This window comes from Slackia sp. CM382 (genome assembly GCF_000293015.1).
GTDB classification, from domain to species: Bacteria; Actinomycetota; Coriobacteriia; order Coriobacteriales; family Eggerthellaceae; genus Slackia; species Slackia exigua.
On sequence record NZ_ALNO01000016.1, the window covers coordinates 270,805 to 288,677 of the forward strand.

The 17,873-nt window shown below is 65.0% G+C and carries 18 protein-coding genes; 1 reads left to right on the forward strand and 17 read right to left on the reverse strand.

Going from position 1 to position 17,873, the window contains the following annotated elements:
* Positions 1-41: 41 nt before the first annotated feature.
* The 13 genes from rpmF to rpe all read right to left on the reverse strand — a co-directional run bounded on the left by rpmF (position 42) and on the right by rpe (position 10,721).
* Positions 42-221: a 50S ribosomal protein L32 gene (gene rpmF, locus HMPREF1155_RS06450; protein ID WP_009078180.1), complete on the reverse strand. Its 180-nt coding sequence runs from the start codon at positions 219-221 to the stop codon at positions 42-44.
* A gap of 102 nt (positions 222-323) precedes the next feature.
* Positions 324-872 carry a DUF177 domain-containing protein gene (locus tag HMPREF1155_RS06455; RefSeq protein ID WP_009078637.1) on the reverse strand — a complete coding sequence of 183 codons (549 nt, stop codon included), beginning with the start codon at positions 870-872 and terminating at the stop codon, positions 324-326.
* A complete protein-coding gene (locus HMPREF1155_RS06460) occupies positions 869-1,336 on the reverse strand; it encodes a hypothetical protein (protein WP_006361373.1) in 468 nt (155 codons plus the stop codon). The genes HMPREF1155_RS06455 and HMPREF1155_RS06460 overlap by 4 nt, the downstream gene beginning before the upstream one ends.
* 108 nt (positions 1,337-1,444) lie before the next feature.
* Positions 1,445-1,924, reverse strand: coding sequence for a pantetheine-phosphate adenylyltransferase (gene coaD, locus HMPREF1155_RS06465; RefSeq protein WP_006361372.1), 480 nt, complete (start codon positions 1,922-1,924; stop codon positions 1,445-1,447).
* Position 1,925: 1 nt separating this feature from the next.
* Complete coding sequence (locus HMPREF1155_RS06470) at positions 1,926-2,531, reverse strand: RsmD family RNA methyltransferase (RefSeq protein WP_009078335.1); 606 nt, start codon at positions 2,529-2,531, stop codon at positions 1,926-1,928.
* A 3-nt stretch (positions 2,532-2,534) separates the two neighbouring features.
* Positions 2,535-4,706, reverse strand: coding sequence for an ATP-dependent DNA helicase RecG (locus HMPREF1155_RS06475; RefSeq protein ID WP_009078162.1), 2,172 nt, complete (start codon positions 4,704-4,706; stop codon positions 2,535-2,537).
* Positions 4,707-4,730: 24 nt separating this feature from the next.
* On the reverse strand, positions 4,731-6,362 hold the full coding sequence (locus HMPREF1155_RS06480) for a DAK2 domain-containing protein (protein WP_009078697.1): 1,632 nt from the start codon (positions 6,360-6,362) through the stop codon (positions 4,731-4,733).
* A gap of 44 nt (positions 6,363-6,406) precedes the next feature.
* Positions 6,407-6,754 (reverse strand): Asp23/Gls24 family envelope stress response protein, encoded by a 348-nt coding sequence (locus tag HMPREF1155_RS06485; RefSeq protein ID WP_006361368.1) that lies wholly within the window; start codon positions 6,752-6,754, stop codon positions 6,407-6,409.
* Between the two features lie 165 nt (positions 6,755-6,919).
* Positions 6,920-7,108 (reverse strand): 50S ribosomal protein L28, encoded by a 189-nt coding sequence (gene rpmB / locus HMPREF1155_RS06490; protein WP_009078211.1) that lies wholly within the window; start codon positions 7,106-7,108, stop codon positions 6,920-6,922.
* 202 nt (positions 7,109-7,310) lie between these two features.
* Positions 7,311-8,036, reverse strand: coding sequence for a zinc ribbon domain-containing protein (locus HMPREF1155_RS06495; RefSeq protein ID WP_009078699.1), 726 nt, complete (start codon positions 8,034-8,036; stop codon positions 7,311-7,313).
* A gap of 17 nt (positions 8,037-8,053) precedes the next feature.
* Entirely contained in the window at positions 8,054-8,848 is a 795-nt protein-coding gene (locus HMPREF1155_RS06500; RefSeq protein WP_009078219.1) for a Nif3-like dinuclear metal center hexameric protein, read from the reverse strand.
* The gene (locus HMPREF1155_RS06505) at positions 8,848-10,023 is read right to left on the reverse strand and encodes a cysteine desulfurase family protein (protein WP_009078402.1); all 1,176 of its coding nucleotides are present in this window, start codon (positions 10,021-10,023) and stop codon (positions 8,848-8,850) included. Before HMPREF1155_RS06505 ends, HMPREF1155_RS06500 begins: the two co-directional genes overlap by 1 nt.
* Entirely contained in the window at positions 10,020-10,721 is a 702-nt protein-coding gene (gene rpe, locus HMPREF1155_RS06510; protein ID WP_009078478.1) for a ribulose-phosphate 3-epimerase, read from the reverse strand. Before rpe ends, HMPREF1155_RS06505 begins: the two co-directional genes overlap by 4 nt.
* Before the next feature lie 190 nt (positions 10,722-10,911).
* Here rpe and HMPREF1155_RS06515 point away from each other — a divergent pair, with 190 nt between their 5' ends.
* The gene (locus tag HMPREF1155_RS06515) at positions 10,912-11,403 is read left to right on the forward strand and encodes a methylated-DNA--[protein]-cysteine S-methyltransferase (protein ID WP_006361360.1); all 492 of its coding nucleotides are present in this window, start codon (positions 10,912-10,914) and stop codon (positions 11,401-11,403) included.
* 107 nt (positions 11,404-11,510) lie between these two features.
* Here the strand turns inward: HMPREF1155_RS06515 and HMPREF1155_RS09125 are convergent, their stop codons facing one another.
* The 4 genes from HMPREF1155_RS09125 to priA form a co-directional block, all read right to left on the reverse strand.
* On the reverse strand, positions 11,511-13,907 hold the full coding sequence (locus HMPREF1155_RS09125) for a transcription antitermination factor NusB (protein ID WP_009078178.1): 2,397 nt from the start codon (positions 13,905-13,907) through the stop codon (positions 11,511-11,513).
* The gene (gene fmt / locus HMPREF1155_RS06525; RefSeq protein ID WP_009078581.1) at positions 13,907-14,842 is read right to left on the reverse strand and encodes a methionyl-tRNA formyltransferase; all 936 of its coding nucleotides are present in this window, start codon (positions 14,840-14,842) and stop codon (positions 13,907-13,909) included. Before fmt ends, HMPREF1155_RS09125 begins: the two co-directional genes overlap by 1 nt.
* A gap of 79 nt (positions 14,843-14,921) precedes the next feature.
* Positions 14,922-15,470 (reverse strand): peptide deformylase, encoded by a 549-nt coding sequence (gene def / locus HMPREF1155_RS06530; protein WP_009078683.1) that lies wholly within the window; start codon positions 15,468-15,470, stop codon positions 14,922-14,924.
* A 217-nt stretch (positions 15,471-15,687) separates the two neighbouring features.
* On the reverse strand, positions 15,688-17,766 hold the full coding sequence (gene priA / locus HMPREF1155_RS06535) for a primosomal protein N' (RefSeq protein WP_006361356.1): 2,079 nt from the start codon (positions 17,764-17,766) through the stop codon (positions 15,688-15,690).
* Positions 17,767-17,873: the final 107 nt, after the last annotated feature.

Genomic DNA, 17,873 nt, shown 5'->3' on the forward strand with positions numbered 1-17,873 from the left:
CCTAAAGCCGGCAATTCAAGGCGTTCGGTTCCAAGGCGAGGCTACTCGACTTCGATGACCTCACGCTTGTTGTAGTAGCCGCAGTTGCCGCACACGCGGTGAGGAAGCTTGACGGCGCCGCACTGCGGGCAGGTGGAACGAGCGGGCATAGGAACGACGTCGTTGGCGCTGCGACGCGAATGGGTGCGGGCACGACCGGTTTTACGCTTAGGGACTGCCATGGTTCTCCATCTCCTTATCCAGCCGGCCGAACCACCGGCCGAACATACACTACGAAATCACGCGACGAGATATGCTATCAAAGGAAACGCCACCTCGCAAGGCTACTCCACACCTAAATCAAGGTTTTTCAAAACCGAGAACGGATTCTCCCTGAAAGGTCCCGCGGAGCCCGGCGCGCAGCCGCAGGGACCGTCGTTGAGATTCGCGCCGCAGGTCGGACAGAGCCCGAGGCACTCGGGTCTGCACAGCGGCATAAGCGGCGTCTCGAGCAGGACCGCGGCATTGAGCAGAGGTTCGAGATCGATGACGTGATCGTTGCTCAGGACGTCGAACTCGTCGGCCTCCATGCCGTCGGGCGCCGTGCCCTTGCCGGGAATGATGAAATACCCCTCGACGTCGCCCGAAACATCGATAGGAACATCGGCGAGGCAGCGGCTGCAGCGCGTGGTCAGGCTGCCTGAGACCGTGCCCTCGACGAGCATGGCCCCTCCGACGTTCGTGACGCGCACGTTCCAGACGAAGGGGGCGTCGGCCCGGTATTCGTCCGAACCCGATGCAAGGATGCCGACATCGTAGGCGCCTGAAAAGGGAACGCTCTCCGCGGTGGCGAAGAGCGTCGAAGGCAATTCGATGGACAGGCCGTTCCTCATCGTTGGACGCTCTGGTTGTTGAGACGGTCGCGGCTGCGACGAACGCTCGTGATCAGCGAATCTAGGCTGGATTCGACGTGGCCGAGCACTTCGTCGGCGTAATCTTCCGCCCCGGCGCGCGTCTGGCGCTCGAGCTCGCGGGCATCCGCCATGATGGTATCGGCCTGCTGCTGGGCGATGCGAACGATCTCCTGTTCGGAGGCGATCGTCATGGCCTGGCTGCGGGCGTCGTCGATGAGACGCGCGCTTTCGGCATCGGCATCGTCCAGAAGGCTCTGACGCTCGCGCACGATCTGGCGGGCCTGGGCGAATTCCCCGGGGAAGGTTTCGCGAATCTCATCCATGATCTCGAAGGCCTGGTTGATGTCGACCTGACGGAGATTGTTCTTGCCGAAGACCGGCTTCGAGTCCTCAAGAAGGATGGAAAGCTCCTCGATGAGCCCCAATACTCCCGTTTCGTCCATGTCTTCCCTTCCTAGATGCTCTGCATGCAAATCCGCAGCATATGGTACCCGATGTGCGGACGCGCGTGGAGTCGGTATCCCGGTGCATAGAAAATACTTCTTGGCATTCTAGCACGAAAACTTTTCCTTCAACGCGCGCTCGGCGCAGGGAGGCACCATGGACGAGATGTCGCCATGGAACTGCATGAGCTCGCGCACGATGGAGCTGGACAGATGCATCTTGTCAGGCGACGACATGATGAACATGGTGTCGACATCGCCGTCGAGCTTGAAATTGATGGCCGACATCTGGAATTCGTATTCGAAGTCGGTCGTCGCGCGCAGACCCTTGACGACGACCGTGGCACCTGCTTGACGTGCGAAATTGACAAGAAGGTCGTCGAAGCCGACGGCCGTGACGTTTTCGAGGCAGGCCGTCGACTCCTGGACGAGGGCGACGCGCTCTTCCAATGTGAAGATGGGACGCTTCTTCGCGGATGCGGCCACGCCGACGACGACTTCGTCGAAGATGCCGGCCGTGCGTTCGATGACATCGAGGTGGCCGTTGGTGATCGGATCGAACGTTCCCGGAACGAGCGCTCGTTTCATGTCAGTCCCCCTTTTTCGATGCCGCGCCGTCGCGCAGCGTGAATATGTCGTAGGCCACGTCGCGCATGCGTTTGCGCGACCGAACGTCGACGGCCAGGCCCGCAGACGCCGTCTCCGCATCGAAATCGAGCGATGCGACGTGCTCGTAGCACACGACGGCGTCGGCAGCGAGAGCGCGCGCCGCGGCAAGGCGTCGTACGAGGTCGAATACCTCGGCTGCGGGCATCGCATAGGGCGGGTCGAGCAGCACGACGTCGAACGGGCGGTGTGGCGAGACGGGCGGACGCTTCAGGACATCGCATGCCACAAGCCGGCCTCGCCCGGCGTCGATGCCCATGGATTTCAGATTCGCCTCGACGGCCGCGCACGCATCGCGCGACGAATCGAAGAACACGGCCAGATCGGCGCCCCGAGAAAGGCACTCGATGCCTAAGGCGCCGCTTCCGGCGAAGGCGTCCAGGACGCATGTTCCCTCGAAGCCGCCCGTCGCCGATACGAGCGCGCTCATCATGGATTCCTTCACCCGGTCGGCCGTCGGGCGCGTATCCAGGCCCTCAGGAGCCGTGATCCTGCGTCCGCGAAACTCGCCGGCGATAACCCTCATCATATGTCAACCTCCTAGCACCGCATCCGGCGTCGCCGGACCGAACACGACTTCGGCCTCGTGCAGCAGAAGCGCCGAGACGGCCTTGCCTTCTTCGGAATCGTCGTCTGCGAGCTCGGCCGCATCGGCATGGGCCGCCTCGATGAGCGCCCCGTCGCGCATGATGTTCACGAGCTTGAGAGCCGATGCCCCATGCTGCCGGTTCCCGAGGATATCGCCTTCGCGGCGCAGAGCAAGATCCCGTTCGGCGAGCTCGAAGCCGTCGTCGGTCGCCTCCATCGCCGAAAGCCGCTCGAGCGCTTCGTCAGAAGACGTCGCCGCGACGAGATAGACCTCGCCGCGCATGCCGCCACGGCCCACGCGGCCGCGCAGCTGATGGAGCTGCGAGAGCCCGAAGCGTTCGGCGTCCTCGACGACCATGCAGGTCGCGTTCGGCACGTCGACGCCGACCTCGACGACCGTCGTCGCGACCAGCACATCGATGTCCCCTTCTCTGAAGCGAGCCATGGCCTCTTCCTTCTCGGCGGGCTTCATCTTGCCGTGCAGAAGCCCGACACGGAATTCCTTGAAGACCTTGGCTTGGAGGAACGCCGCTTCGGCCTCCGCCGCGCGCACGTTGTTCTCGGGGAGGTCGTCGAAGGAATCGATGAAGGGTTCCCTATCCGTCTCATCGTCGCGAGGACGAGGATGCGCTCCCTCGTCGCGCGGCGGCTTCGTGCCGACGAGCGGGCAGATGACGAACGCCTGCCTTCCCTTCGCGCATGCTGCTCGCACGGCATCGTAGGCGCGGCCCCGCTCTCGAAAACCGAGGACGTGCGTCGTACGGCCCGGCCGGTTTTCCGGCATATCCTTCAGGTATGACAGCGAGAGATTGCCGTAGAGCGCAAGCGCCAGCGTGCGCGGAATGGGGGTCGCCGTCATATAGAGCGCGTCGGGCAGAACGCCCTTCGCGAGCAGATCGGCGCGCTGCCGCACGCCGAAACGCTGCTGCTCGTCGACGATGACGAGCCCGCAATCATGGCAGACGACGTCGGGCTCGATGAGCGCATGCGTGCCGAAGAGCACGTCGATGTGCCCGCTTTTCAAGAGGGCGAGCATGTCCCGACGATCGGTGTCGGGCGTCGATCCCGTAAGCAACGCCCACGTGATTCCTGCCGCATCGAACAGAGGGCCGAGCGCGCGAGCGTATTGGGAAGCCAGAACCTCGGTCGGCGCCATCATGAGCGTCTGCGCGCGCGCATCGGCCGCAGCGGCGGCGGCGAAGGCTGCGACGATGGTCTTTCCGGTGCCGACGTCGCCGAGCAGCAGATGCGACATGGCCGAATCCGTCGCCATGCGGCCTTGGATGTCGGCGACGGCGCGCAGCTGATCGTCGGTCAGGGAAAACGGGAGCGCGGCGGAAAGCGCGCGGCTGAACGGTCCGTCGAAGACGTGGACATGGGCCGCTTTCCCCTGCGTGAAGGAGCGGGCCGAGGCGAGAAGGTGCATCTCGAGCAGGAGCAGCTCTTCGTAGGCAAGCCTGCGTTTGGCCTGCGCGATGTCATCCGCCGTCTGCGGGAAATGGATGGACGCGAGCGCGGCGGCACGGCTCATCAAGCGATACCTCGTGCGAAGCCTGAGCGGCAGCGGATCGAAGCAGCCCTGGATGGACGCAAGCGCGGCTCGGATCACCTTGCGCATGATGCCGGCCGAAACCTTCTCCGTCGCGCCGTGCACGGGAATGATGGAGCCGGCGAGCATCGGCCCGCCCTCGTCGATCACGTCGAGAAAGGGCGACTTCATGCGCTTGTAGCCGTAATTGAATTCAAGCTCCCCCGAGACGCCGACACGCATGCCCTGCCGTATCGAGCGTTGCAGCCACGGCTGCTTGAAGAAGGTGACGATGAGCGTTCCCGTACCGTCGACGACGGTGACCTCGACGAGGCTCAGATCGCGGCGCGGACGCTTGAGCACGACCTCATGCACCTCGCCGATGATCGTGACCCTCTCCCCGAGCGGCGCATGCTCGATCGTGTCGAGCCTGGTCATATCAATGTAGCGTCGAGGATAATGCTGGACCAGGTCGCGTACCGTTTCGATGCCGAGGCGCAGGAACGCCGCCGCCCTGCCCGAGCTGACGCCGGTCAAGGCAGAGACCGAAGCATCGAAGGCGAGGGTGGCGGCTAAGCGATCCTGCATGCAGGGACATTCCTCTACGTAGGCTTATTCGAGCGAGAAGACGACAGGGTACAGGGGCTGTTCGCCGCGCTGGGAATCCACCTCGAGCTCGGGATATGCCTCTTCGATACGTTCCACCAGAGCTTCGAGGGCATCGTCGGCGAAGTCCTCGCCTGCGAGGACGGTGGCGGTGTCGGCTTCATCCGCGTCCATGACCTTGAAGAGCGCCAGCACGACGTCTGAGACGTCGATGCCGATCGATTCGATCGAGCCGTCGGCGATACCGATCACGTCGCCGTCCTTGATGGGATTGCCGTGCGCGTCCTTGGCGTCCTTGATGGCATGCGTGACTTCTCCGGTCTTGGTCTCCGCGCAGGCATCGGCCATGGCCGAAAGGTTGTCTTCGAGCGCGGCGTCGGCATCGAATCCGAACATGGCGCTGAAGGCCTGGGGAACGCTCGTCGTGGGCACGAGCCCGCACGGCTTCTCGGACACATCGCAGCAGGCCTGGGCGGCCATGATGATGTTCTTGTTGTTCGGCAGGATGATGACGGCATCGGCATTCACGCCCTTGACGGCTTCGAGCAGATCGGCCGTCGAGGGATTCATCGTCTGCCCGCCGGACACGACCTTGTCCACGCCGAGCGACTCGAGGATCTTGGCGTTGCCTGCGCCCGGGGCCACGGCGACGACGCCCAAGGGCTTGCGTGCCGCGGCGGCATCGGCTTCGATCTTGGCTTCGCGCTCTTCGCTTTGCAGGCCCATATTGTGCACATGGACCTCGGAGATCTGGGCATCATGCGTGAGGAACCAACCGAGGACCTGGTCGGGACGGTTGGAATGGACATGCACCTTGAAATTGGGATGCATGCCGACCATGAGGTCGCAATCTCCCATCGTAGGGAGGAAATCCTTGGCGGCATCCACGTCGATGGTGTCGGAATGGACGAGAAATTCGGTGCAGTACCGGAACGCCGAATCGGGATCCCAGTCGTTGATCTGCTCGATTTCGACCTTCGGGGCCGGACGCGAAAGCGCCAAGGCGCTTTCCGTGAAGCCTTCCTTGCCCGTGAGCGACGCGACGAAGGAATCGAGAAGGATGGCCAGGCCGAAGCCGCCGGCATCCACGACGCCGTTTTCCCTCAGCACGGGAAGGAGATCGGGTGTGCGCTGGACGGACGCGTAGGCCTCCTTGACGACTTCCTCCATCGCCTCTTCGACGCCGAGCTTGCGCTTCTTGGCCTTGCGCGCCGCCGCTGCGGCATCCTTGATGACGGTGAGGATGGTGCCTTCGACCGGCTTGCGCACGGCTTGGAAGGCGACTTCGCGCGCACGGTCGAGCGCCGCGTCGACGGCCGAGGCGGTCAGCTCGGTCTGGGATGCGGCTCCTTCGCAGATGCCGCGCAGGATCTGCGACGTGATGACGCCGGAATTGCCGCGGGCGCCCATGAGCGCGCCGGTGGTGACGGCCTTGCAGATATCGTCGCCCGTCGCGCCGATTGGAAGCTTCGCGAGGTTCGTGACGACCATCTGGAGGGTCAGGGACATGTTGGTGCCCGTGTCGCCGTCGGGGACGGGGAACACGTTGAGGCGGTTGACTTCTTCCTTACGGCCGTCGAGGGTCTTCGCAGCAACGGCAACGGCATTGAGGATGCCGTTGAGCGTGTAGTCACTCATACGTTACGTACTCTCTCTTCCTTGTCGAATAGCCCCTGGCCGCGTTACTTGCGGACCTTGACGCCCTGCACGTGCACGTCGATGCCGTCAAGCGGCACCTGGACGTACGTATCGAGCGTATAGGTGATGTTGTCGATGAGGTTCTGGGACACGGTGCCGATGTTGGTGCCGTACTCGAGGATGACGTAGACATCGACGTGGATGCCGGCCTCCGAGGACGTGACCTGGATGCCGCGGCGGAGGCGGTTCGCCGGCAGCAGCGTCGCGATGCCGTCTTGCAGCGAGGGAGAGGACATCCCGACGATGCCGTAGCATTCCATCGCAGCCTTGCCGGCGATGTCGGCGATTACGTCATTGGAGACATGCAGGTTGCCTGAAACCTGGAGAGCCATGAAATCATCCTTTCTCACGACCGCGCGTATATGGGAAAAGTATAGCCCATCGCCCGCTCTGCGCTGCGGCGTCGCCGCATCTCACCTGATTTCACAAACGGAGAAGGCGACCGATACGAAAAAAGCCCGCGAAGGCGGGCTTGATGCATGCGAAGACGGACGTGATTATGCGCGCGTGACCTTGCCGGAGCGCATGCACTGGGTGCAGACGTTCTTCTTGACCGGATGGCCGTTCTCAAGAACCGTGATCTTCTGCACGTTAGGACGGAACATGCGATTGGAGACGCGGTGAGAGTGGCTGATGCTGCGACCCGCCACAGGGTGCTTACCGCAGATATCACAAACCTTGGACATAATTCACACTCCATCATAATCAGATATCTATCTGGCTATACGCAAAAAAGCTCAAGCAATATAGCACAGGGCCATCCGCCATTGCAAGCGGGTAGGCGCAAGAACCTGGACGTCGTGCGCCTTACGTGGACACGATGATACGGCTTGCGCAAGGCGACGTGCCGCACAGGAATTCGTCATCAGGAGATTCACACAAAGGAACCTACCTCTCGGGAACGACCATCATGCGGCCGCATCGCGGGCATGCGCCGAGCGGCGCCTCCGCACGGAGGGCGAGGATGCGTTCCGGCTCGATGGGCGCTCGGCAGGCGGTGCACTTCCCTTCCTCGAGGCGCCCGACCGCCACGCCGCCTTTAAGCGCGGCGATGCGTCCGTACTCGGCGACGATATCGTCGCCTGCAGCCGCGACGAGACGCGCACGGCGCTCCTTCAGGGCTTCGAGCTGCGATGCCAGCCCCGACGCCGAATCGCGGAACGCCGAGGCGAGAGCGTGTTCGCGCGCATCGAGCGCAGCAAGGGATCCGTCGACCGCCTCTTCGAGCTCGGACGCTTCGAGCACGCGGGTCTCGAGCTCGTCGATCTTCGCAGCCAATGCCGCGCGTTTGGCCGTATGGTTTTCCAGCGCCCTCGTGCGCGTCGATATCTCATGATAGTTGCCCGCGGCATCGTTGATGGCCGCCTGGGCCTCGACCTGCCGTGAGGCGTGGACGGCATCCTGGTCTTTGAGGTCGTCGATATCGGCTTCGGCATCCTTGCGCATGCCGACGAGCGTGCGGCGGCGATCCTGGAGCGCCGCGCGCCGACGGCGGACCTCTGCGATCTCGGCGCGCTGCGGGAGCGCCTCGATCTCGCGTGTCAGACGCGAAATGGCCGTATCGGCCTTCTGCAGCCCCTCGAGGGCTTCGACTTGCTCTTCGGTCGCGCGCATGGTGGCCGCCTTTCCGTTCAGAGGGTATGCCAGGAGTCTTCCCGTCCGATGATGAAGGCGTCGTCCGAGGGGACCCCCGCCCGCACGCAGGCGCGCGCGAGCACGTCGGCGAACGGAAGCTCCGACGCGTCGTGGCCGAGCTCGACGAGGGCAAGGCCCTGCGAGGCGGCGGCCAAGGCCGCGTGGTACTTCACCTCGCCGCAGATAAGCAGATCGATACCGCGCGCAAGGCATTCCCGTTCGCACCCTCCGGCAGAGCCCGTCCAGGTGACGAGCGTGCGTATCGACAGGCCGGACGCACCCCAGATACGCGGCATGCGCCCGAAGGCACCCACGCACGAACGGGCTATGTCGTCGAGCGCGCAGGGGGCGTTCAGGCGGCAGATATGCCCGTATCCCTTGTCGGATCCAGGAGATACGGGTTCCAGAACGCCTTCGACGGAAAGGCCGAGCATCGCCGGAAGCGTCTCGCGGGCATCCGTGCTCACGTCGAGCGCCGTATGGAAGTTCATGAGCGCGACGTCCGATGAAAGCGCGGCCATGACGATGGACGCTTCGTAGGAAGCGCGGCCGCGCACGAAGGACGACGGAGGCTCGAGAAAGGCGGGATGATGCGTGAGCAGCACGTTCGCGCCTGCATCGCGCGCCTGGGCGATGGCATCGGGAGTCGCATCGAGCGCGCAGGCCACGCGCGTGACGGCGGCATGCGCATCGCCGACGAGCAGGCCGGTGCGATCCCACGGCTCGGCGTCCGAGGCCGGATACCGCTCGAGAAGCCTGCGCTCGAGCTCGCCTACCGTCAGCATAGCCATCACCTATCCCCTGCCGAGACGATATCTTCGAGCGCCTGCGCGACGGCTTCCACGTCTTCGATCGTCGTGTCGGGGCCGAACGACAGACGCAACGACCCTTGGGCACGCTTGCCGTCGATGCCGCATGCGGACAGCACATGAGAAGGCGAAAGGGAATTCGAGGAGCAGGCCGATCCGCCCGAAACGCTGAACCCGCGCATATCGAGGCGCAGCACGAGCGATTGGCTTTCCCATCCGCGCACGCATACATTGACGATATTCGGAAGAAAACCGGGGCCGATAGCCGATGCGAGCGTCGGCGTCACGCCCGGAACGGCCGACAAGCGCGCGTAGGCCGCGTCCCGCAGGAGCGCCAGACGCGATCCTTCCGCATCCGCATGCGCAGCCGCCTGCGCGAAGGCGGCGACCGACCCCGCGATGCCCATGACGTCCTGGGTGCCGCTGCGCAGCCCGCGTTCCTGCCCGCCTCCGGCGAGATATGCGACGAAGGGCGTGCCCGTGCGCAGGTACAGGATGCCCTGCCCCTTGGGTCCGCCGACCTTATGCGCCGAAAGCGAGAGGGCGTCCGCTCCGAGGGCGTCCACATCGACGGGAAGCTTTCCGAACGCCTGGACGGCATCGGTGTGGAAGCGCGCGCCATGCGTGCGGGCGACGCGTGCGAGCCCGACGACAGGCTGGACGGTTCCCACCTCGTTGTTCGCCATCATGATGCTGACCAGCACGACGTCATCGTCCATGACGCGCTCGAGGGCTTCGGGAGAAATGCGGCCGGCGGCGTCGTTATCGACGAAGGACACATCGAAACCGAGGGCGCGCAGCATCCGATCGCAGTTGAGCACGGCATGGTGCTCGATGCGCGACATAACCACGCGCCCCGAGGTCGCACGACCTGCAAGACGGCGTTCTTCGCGCATGCCGAGCGCGATGCCGATAAGGGCGGCGTTGTCCGATTCGGTGGCCCCCGATGTGAAGACGATCTCGTCGGGACGACGTGCGCCGAGCGTGCGCGCCAAGGATACGCGCAGATCTTCGAGCAGGGCGAAGGCATCGCGCCCCGTCTGGTGGAGGGAGTTGGCGTTGCCGAAGAGATGGCCCGCATCCGCGATGAAGGGCTCCATCGCCGCACGCGCCTCGGAAACGAGCGGCGCGGTGGCGGCGTAGTCGAGATAGGTCATCGCGCGCATCCTGCCCGAGCCTCGGATGCCGCCGCGCGGATAGCGGCGATGTTCGTCGCGAAATCGCCGTTCGAGAACACGGCGCTGCCCGCGACGAGCACGTCCGCTCCGGCGGCGACGACCGCACGCGTCGCTTCGTTGGCACCCAGGCCCCCATCCACTTCGATCAGCGGAGAAGCGCCGGCGACGCGGGCGATTTCGACCACGCGCGCGACGCGCGCATCGGATCCTCCGATATAGGACTGCCCCGAAAAGCCCGGATAGACGCTCATGATGAGCACCATGTCGAGATCGGCGATGACGGGCGCGAGCACATCGACGTCGGTGTCGGGCCTAAGCGCGATGCACGCCTTGGAACCGGCGGCATGGATGGCATCGATGGCCTGCGAGAACTCGCCCGCCTCGGCATTAAGCGCCTCTGCATGAACCGTGACCAGATACGGTGCATGCTTCAGAAACCACGGCAGCTGATCAAGGGGATTCGAGACCATGAGATGCACGTCGAGCGGTATGCGCGCGACGTGCGACAGCCCTTCGACCACGGGCGCGCCTATCGTCAGATTCGGGACGAAGTGCCCGTCCATGACATCGACGTGGATCAGATCCGCGCCGCCCATCGTGATCGCCTCGATATCGCGTTCCATGTTCATGAAGTCGGCCGAGAGGATGGAAGGTGAGATGCGGACATCGGAATGCATGCGGGACTCCTTGGAAGGCGCGTGTGACTTCATGTCATTCTACCCCAACCGGGAAGCCCTTCGGCGAGGGTGCGCCGTTCGCGTCTAAGCAACGCCGCACCGACGCGTTTTTCACGCGATGCCGCAGGAAGGCCGGAAACGCACGCCGAGACGAATCCGTATAATCGGAATACGAGCCGAAGGAGGATCGATGAACCACTACGTCTATGCCATGCCCCAGGGCCGCATGACCATCGTCGACAGCGGAGGAGCCGTCGTCCGCATCGGATTCGGCGTGCTGGACGTCGAGGGCAGCGCGCTTTCTCCCACGGCGCTCACCAACGAAGCGGCGACCCAGCTCATGGAATACTTCGCGGGCAAGCGCCGCACGTTTTCGCTGCCGCTCGCCCCGAAGGGCACGCCGTTCCAGAAAGAGGTCTGGCAGGCGCTTTCATCCATACCGTACGGCCAGACGCGCAGCTATGCCGACATTGCCGCGCAGGTGGGACGGCCGAAGGCGTTCAGGGCCGTCGGCATGGCGAACAACAGGAACCCCATCCCCATCGTCATCCCCTGCCATCGCGTCGTCGGATCGTCGGGGGATATGGTCGGTTATGCATACGGAACCAAGATCAAGCGCTATCTGCTGGAACTCGAGGGCATAGACGTGGATGCCCTCGGACGGAGGAATGCGCGCTCGTAGGCGTCCCGACCGAGCGGCGGGAAAATGCGTGAAGGGCACCCGTCCGACCATCGATCCCGCAGTATCGGGACGATCGGACAGGCGCCCTTCGACGCAAGGAGCCACGCCTATCGGACGCGGCGCAGCCTGACCGCGTAATGCGCGTCGGGACCGCCCTCGACGAGTTTGACGGCCATCGTGGATTCGACGACGAACGATTCGCCCGTCTTCATCTTCAAGAACCGATCGACGACCTGTTCGTTTTCCTCTTTGAAAGCGGTGCAGGTCGAATACGTGAGCATGCCGCCGACGCGCACGAGACCGGCAGCCTCGATGAGCATGTCGAAGCCGGTCATCGCGAGCGTCGACACGTCCGATGCGGTCAGGCGCCACTTGATCTCGGGATGGCGACGGAGCGTGCCGATGCCCGAGCAGGGTGCGTCGACGAACACGGCGTCGAAGGATCCGGCGTCGAACGACTTCGAAAGCATGCGGCCGTCGGCGACGCGCGCCTCGACGCCTTCGATGCCGTAGGACTCCATGCGCTCGCGCAGGATCTCGGCCTTGAAAGCATGGTCGTCGACCGAGACCATATCCATGAACGCGCCGTACCGGCGATACGCGGCGCTTTGCATCAGGACGGTCTTGGTCGCCCGTCCGCTGCCGATTTCGAGGAAGCGCGCAGGACGCTCCTTGGGAAGGGCGAAGAGGGCGACGGCTTGGGCGGACTGGTCGGACACGAGCATCTTGCCTTCGTCGAAGAGCCTCTTGATGCGCGGCGTCTTGAACGCCTTGGCGCCGTGGACGCGCAGGCATCCGGGAACGCCCGCGATCGGTTCGACTTCGGTGCCGACCTCTTTGAATGCCTGAATGATCTCGGATACCTTCGCACGGACGAAATTCACCGCGACGAAGACCGGGGCATCGCCCATGGAGGCCCGCATGAACTCGGCGGCATCGGCGCGCCCGAGCTCGTCGATCAGGCGGCGCGATATCCAGCCTGGGAACGCGCATGAGCGGGCGAGCGCGGCATCGTCGGTCTCGGGATCGCCGAACGGGAAGTCGTCGGCGGCCTCGACCATGCGGTGCAAGACCGCGTTCGCAAGGTTCGCGGCCTTGGGCTCGACGAAGCGCACGAGCTCGACGCCCTGGTCGACGACGACATGCGGAGGCTTATGCAGGAACACGAGCTCGTAAGCGCTCACACGCAGGGCATCGCGCACGTCGGCCTGGATGTCGTCGGGCGACGACATGGTGCGATCGATGAATTCATCGAGGGTGCCCCAGGTGGCCGCGACGCCTTTGGAAAGGCGAGTCGCGAAGGCGACGTCTTTGGGATCGATGTCTTCGATGCGTGCGGTGACCGTCGGCGCGACGGAGGACACGTAGGCGCCGCGCTCGCGCACCGCGCGCCCGATGGCGTACGCGGCCACGCGGCCGTCGGCCACGCGGAATTTCCGTTCGATGCTCTCGTCCTTCAGGCGCAGCTTCAAAGGCGCGGGACGCTTCTTCGCATCGCGGCGCGGCTTATCGTCGAACGGGCGTCGAGGCTTGGCATCGAACCCGCGTCCGCCGCGAGGACCCGTGCGCGGACCGCTCATGCGGTCGCGCTTGTCCTCGAGGGCGCCGCGATACACGAAACCGCTTTCCTTGAAGCGCGCGTCATGACGTGCGGCGGGAGTCAGATGCGTACGACGTGCAGGCGCACCTGCACGGGCCCCTGAACGGGAATCGCGCTCGGAAGAACGCTTCGGGCGATCGGTCCCTCGAGCGTTCGGACGGGCGTCGGAGCGCTTCGCGTCGCGATCGAACGGCCGGCCTTGGCCGGAACCCGGCTTGCGATCGAACCCGCGTCCGCCGCCGGAACGCGGCGCGCCATACGGCGCACGCCCGTTGCTCCGACGCGGATCCGATGCATGCGGCTTGCGGTCGTTGCCGCGATGCGGACCGGATGAATACGACGTGCGGCCGTCGTCCCGACGCGGGCCGGATCCGTACGGCTTTCGGTCCCCGTCGCGGCGTTCGTCCGTTCCGTAGGGCCTGCGCCCCTGGGCCCCTCCATCGCGGGAACGATCGTTATACGGCTTCTTCCCTGCATACGGCTTTTTGAACCCATGAGGCTTCGAATCGCCGTAGGATTTCTTCCCGTCATACGAACGCGCGCCGTACCCCCGTTTCGCACCATCCGCGCGGTCGGACGAGGATCCCGGATGATTGGACCGATACGGCTTGCCGCCCCTCTGACCGCCCGAAGAACCCTTGCCGGCGTATCCGCCGTCGCGACGATCCCGCCTATCCGAGGAAAAGCCCCTCGAAGGGCCGGAGCCGTGCGACGATGACCCGGGCCTGCCCCCTTTGCCTGCGCCGGGACGCCCGCCGCGGCCCTGGTTCGACCCGTACGAACGATATCCCCCGCGCCCCGATCCGGGGCGCCCGCCGCCGTACGAACCCTGTCCGCCGCGCGGAGAGCCGCCCTGGCTGCGCTTGCCGTTCGAAGACGACCCGTTATGCGAATGCTCCGTCATTATCTCTTCTCCCAATCGATATCCGAGTTCTTCAATCCCTGCACGCCCGCGGCGAAGGCCTTCGCGCTCATCGTCGCCTTCCCATCGGGACGGACCTCATGCAATTCAACCGCTCCGTCCGCGCATCCCAGAAGGAGCTTTTTGCCGGAAAACGTCGCCATGCCCTGCGCGGGCGCACGCGCTCCTTCAGGAGCCGCCCCGGCGGAAACAACCGTTATCCCCTTCGCGCCGATACGGCAGCGCGACGTATGGGCCGTAGACGATGCCTGCACCCGTCTGAGGTTGACGGCGACGGACTCCGCAGGATCGAGATCGAGCTCGCCGCGCTCGATCTTGGGCGCGTAGCTCGCGCACGCGTCGTCTTGGTCGATCCACCGCACCGCTCCCGTTTCGAGTTCGGCGAGGGCGGAAAGCAGCGCGCATGATCCGATATCGGCGAGTTCCCCCGTCAGATGCTCGCAGCCCCGGCCGGCGACGGCGACCGAACGGCTGATGCAGAACGGGCCGGTATCCAAGCCCGCCTCCATGCGCATGATGCAGACGCCTACCTGCTCGTCGCCCGCGAGAATCGCACGCTCGATCGGCGCGGCGCCGCGGTACTTCGGCAGAAGCGAGGCATGGACGTTCAGGCATCCGAAGCGTGGAACGTCGAGGACGGCCTGCGGAAGGATCTTCCCATAGGCGGCGACGCAGACGACATCGGGGGCGAGGGATCTCAGGAAAGCGAGCTCTCCGGCATCGCGCAGGGTGCGCGGTTCGCGCACAGGAATGCCGGATTCGAGCGCCACGCGCTTCACGGGAGACGAAACGAGTTTGGATCCCCTCCCTCGCACGGCATCGGGTCGGGTATGCACGCACACGATGTCGTGCTGCTCCTTGATCTCGATGAGGATGCGTGCCGCGAATTCAGGCGTCCCCATGAAGGCTATGCGCATTGGCGCTCCTTTATGTCGCTGTCAAAAGGAATGCGGGGCATCGCGCCCCCTCGCGAAGATACGTGGCTCGAAAGCCGTCCTAGATGGACGGGACGGCCGTGTCGCCCGCCTTGGCACCCGCCGCCAAGGCGGCTTCGTAGGCCGTCATGGCCTTGATGCGTTCGTTCAGATCGCAGCTTTCGAACAACGTGATGCCGTTGAGATGGTCTATCTCATGCTGCAGGCAGCGGGCCAGAAGGCCGTCGCCTTCGATGATCCAGTCCTCGCCGTTGAGATCCGTATAGCGCACGATGGCATACGCGGGACGACGGATGGGAACCGTGATGCCCGGAACGGACAGGCAGCCCTCCTCTTCGACCACCTCGGGACCGCGCGTCTCGATGACGGTGGGATTGAGGAGCGTGATGGGGTTCTTGGCGCCGCTATCCTGATCGCAGTCGATGACGATCAAGCGCTTCAGAACGCCGACCTGGGGCGCGGCGAGCCCGCAGCCGTTGTCGGCATACATGGTCTTCGCCATCCTGCGCGCGAGCTTGCGCAGGCTCTTGTCGGCAGGATCGCAATCCTCGCAGACCTGGCGCAGGGTCGGGTCGGGGTATGCAAGGACCTCGAGAGTATCCGCAACCACGTCGTATCGCTCCAATCATGACAGGCAAGCCCCGCGCCACCCGTCGGGACATCGTTTTTCCGAAAGGCAAGTATACCAGAGCGGCGCACATCCGTGCAGGCAGCGGGCATGGCTCCATGAAAGAAGGAAGCCTGCACGGCCAAGCGCAGGCCGCTTGGCGCATCGAATCGTCGCGCAGAGCGAAAGCCCTTGTGAGGGGCTTGCCGTGGGATGCGCGCTAGAGAATGGATTGAGGATCGACGTCGACGGCGACCGACACGCCGCGCGGCGTGCGCCAAGGTCGCAGCACGGAGGCAAGCGCCGAAGAGATATCGGAAGCGGGCGGCGCCTTCACGAGAACGTGCCAGCGATGCATGCCGCGCAGCTTGCCGAGCGTGCAGGGGGCGGCGCCGAGCGTCTGCCAGCGGGCATCGCCTTGCTCCCTCCGCGCATCGGCGACAACGGCGGCGATCGCGCCCGCGACGTCGTGCGCGCAGGCACGGACCTCCTGCTCCGAAGCGCCCCAGATGCGCACATCCGCGACGCGCGCATACGGCGGATATCCGAGAACCTTTCGTTTCCCCAATTCGCACGACAAGAATGCGCTGCGGTCGTAGCGTGCGGCGCAGGAGATGGCCGCATCTTCGGGCGCGTAGGTCTGCACGAAGACGCGTCCGGGGAAGCGGCCGCGTCCGGCGCGTCCGGCCACCTGTTCGATCAGGTCGAAGGTGCGCTCCCCGCTGCGGAAATCGGGCAAGGCGAGCTGCGTGTCCGCATTGATGACGCCGACCACGGTCACGTCATCGAAATCCAGGCCCTTCGCGATCATCTGCGTGCCTAGAAGCACCGAGGCGCCGGGACGCGAGAATCGCTTGAGCAGGCGCGCATGCGCGCCGCGCGATGAAGTCGTGTCGGAATCCATGCGGATGACGTCGGCGGCGTGCCCTTCGAGCAGGCGCTCGAGTTCGGATTCCACGCGCTGGGTGCCGGCGCCGAACTTCTTGAGATAAGGGCTCGAGCATCGTGGGCAGGCAGGCGGCACAGGCAGGCGCCTGCCGCAATGGTGGCAGACGAGCGCGTGATCGACCTCGTGATACGTCAGGGATACCGAACAGGTCGGGCATTCCGGCACGAATCCGCACTCCCGGCAGAGCAGAAAGCTCGCGAACCCGCGCTTGTTGAGCATGAGAACGACCTTGCGCCCTGCATCCACCGCTTCAACGATGGCGTCGGAAAGCTCGCGCGAGAACATCATGCGCGATCCTGAGCCGAATTCACGCGCCATATCCACGATGCGGATATCGGGAAGCGGCCGTCCGTTCACCCGGTCGGGCATGGACACGCGATGCCAAAGCTCGTCGTGGGCGCAGGCGTCGAGCGCTTCGATGGACGGCGTGGCAGATCCGAGGACCAGGGGGATCCCCCGGCGTCGCGCGATCCACGCGGCCACGTCGCGCGCGTGGTAGCGCGGCGCGCTTTCCTGCTTGTAGGTGCTTTCATGCTCCTCATCGATGATGATGATGCCCAGATCGCGCACCGGGGCGAACAGCGCGCTGCGAGGCCCGACGACGATGCGGCAGGTGCCGTCGCGCGCGGCCTTCCATTGGTCGAAGCGCTCGGCCTGAGTCATGTTCGAATGCATGACGGCGACGGTCGACCCGAAGCGCGCCTCGAACCGCGCGACCGTCTGGGGCGTGAGGGATATCTCGGGCACAAGCGCGATGGCGCCGCGCCCCTGCGCGAGCACGTCTGCGATGGCGCGCAGATAGACCTCGGTCTTGCCGCTTCCCGTCACGCCGTCCACGACGACGACGTCGCCGCGCGCGAGCTTCCGGGCCCGGGTTATGGCGCGCACCGCCTTTTCCTGCCCTTCCGTGAGCGCAGGAGGCGCCGAAGGCGGATCCTGCTCGGTCGCGGCGGGCGAAGAGGCCTGCGCGCGACGGGCAGGCGGACGCTTGAGCACCCATGCGCCATCTGCATGCGAGACCGTGGGACGACGTCCCGCCGGCGTCAGGAGGCGCGCGCATGAAGCAGGCGGAGCGACATAGCGGCTCGCAAGGAAATCGACGAGAGCGGCGCCGTCCTCGTCGAAATACGGTTCGGACAGCACCGAGAGGATCGGCCTGACCGCATGCGGCACATCGTCTTCCTCGACGTCTTCGACGGCCGTCACGTATCCGACCGCGCGACGTTTGCCGAACCCCACGAGCACGGCGCACCCCACCTGCACCGAGGCGCAGTCCGTCGGAACCGAGTAGGTGAAGGCCCCGTCAAGCGACCGGGTCGCGATATCGACTATGACCGACGCGACGCGCATAGGACCCCTTCCCTACCGGCTCGAGATATACGGGAAAGGCGCCGAGGCCATCGCCTGGCGCCTTGGATCGCAGAGGCGCGGCGCGCCCGCACGAACCCCCGCAAAAC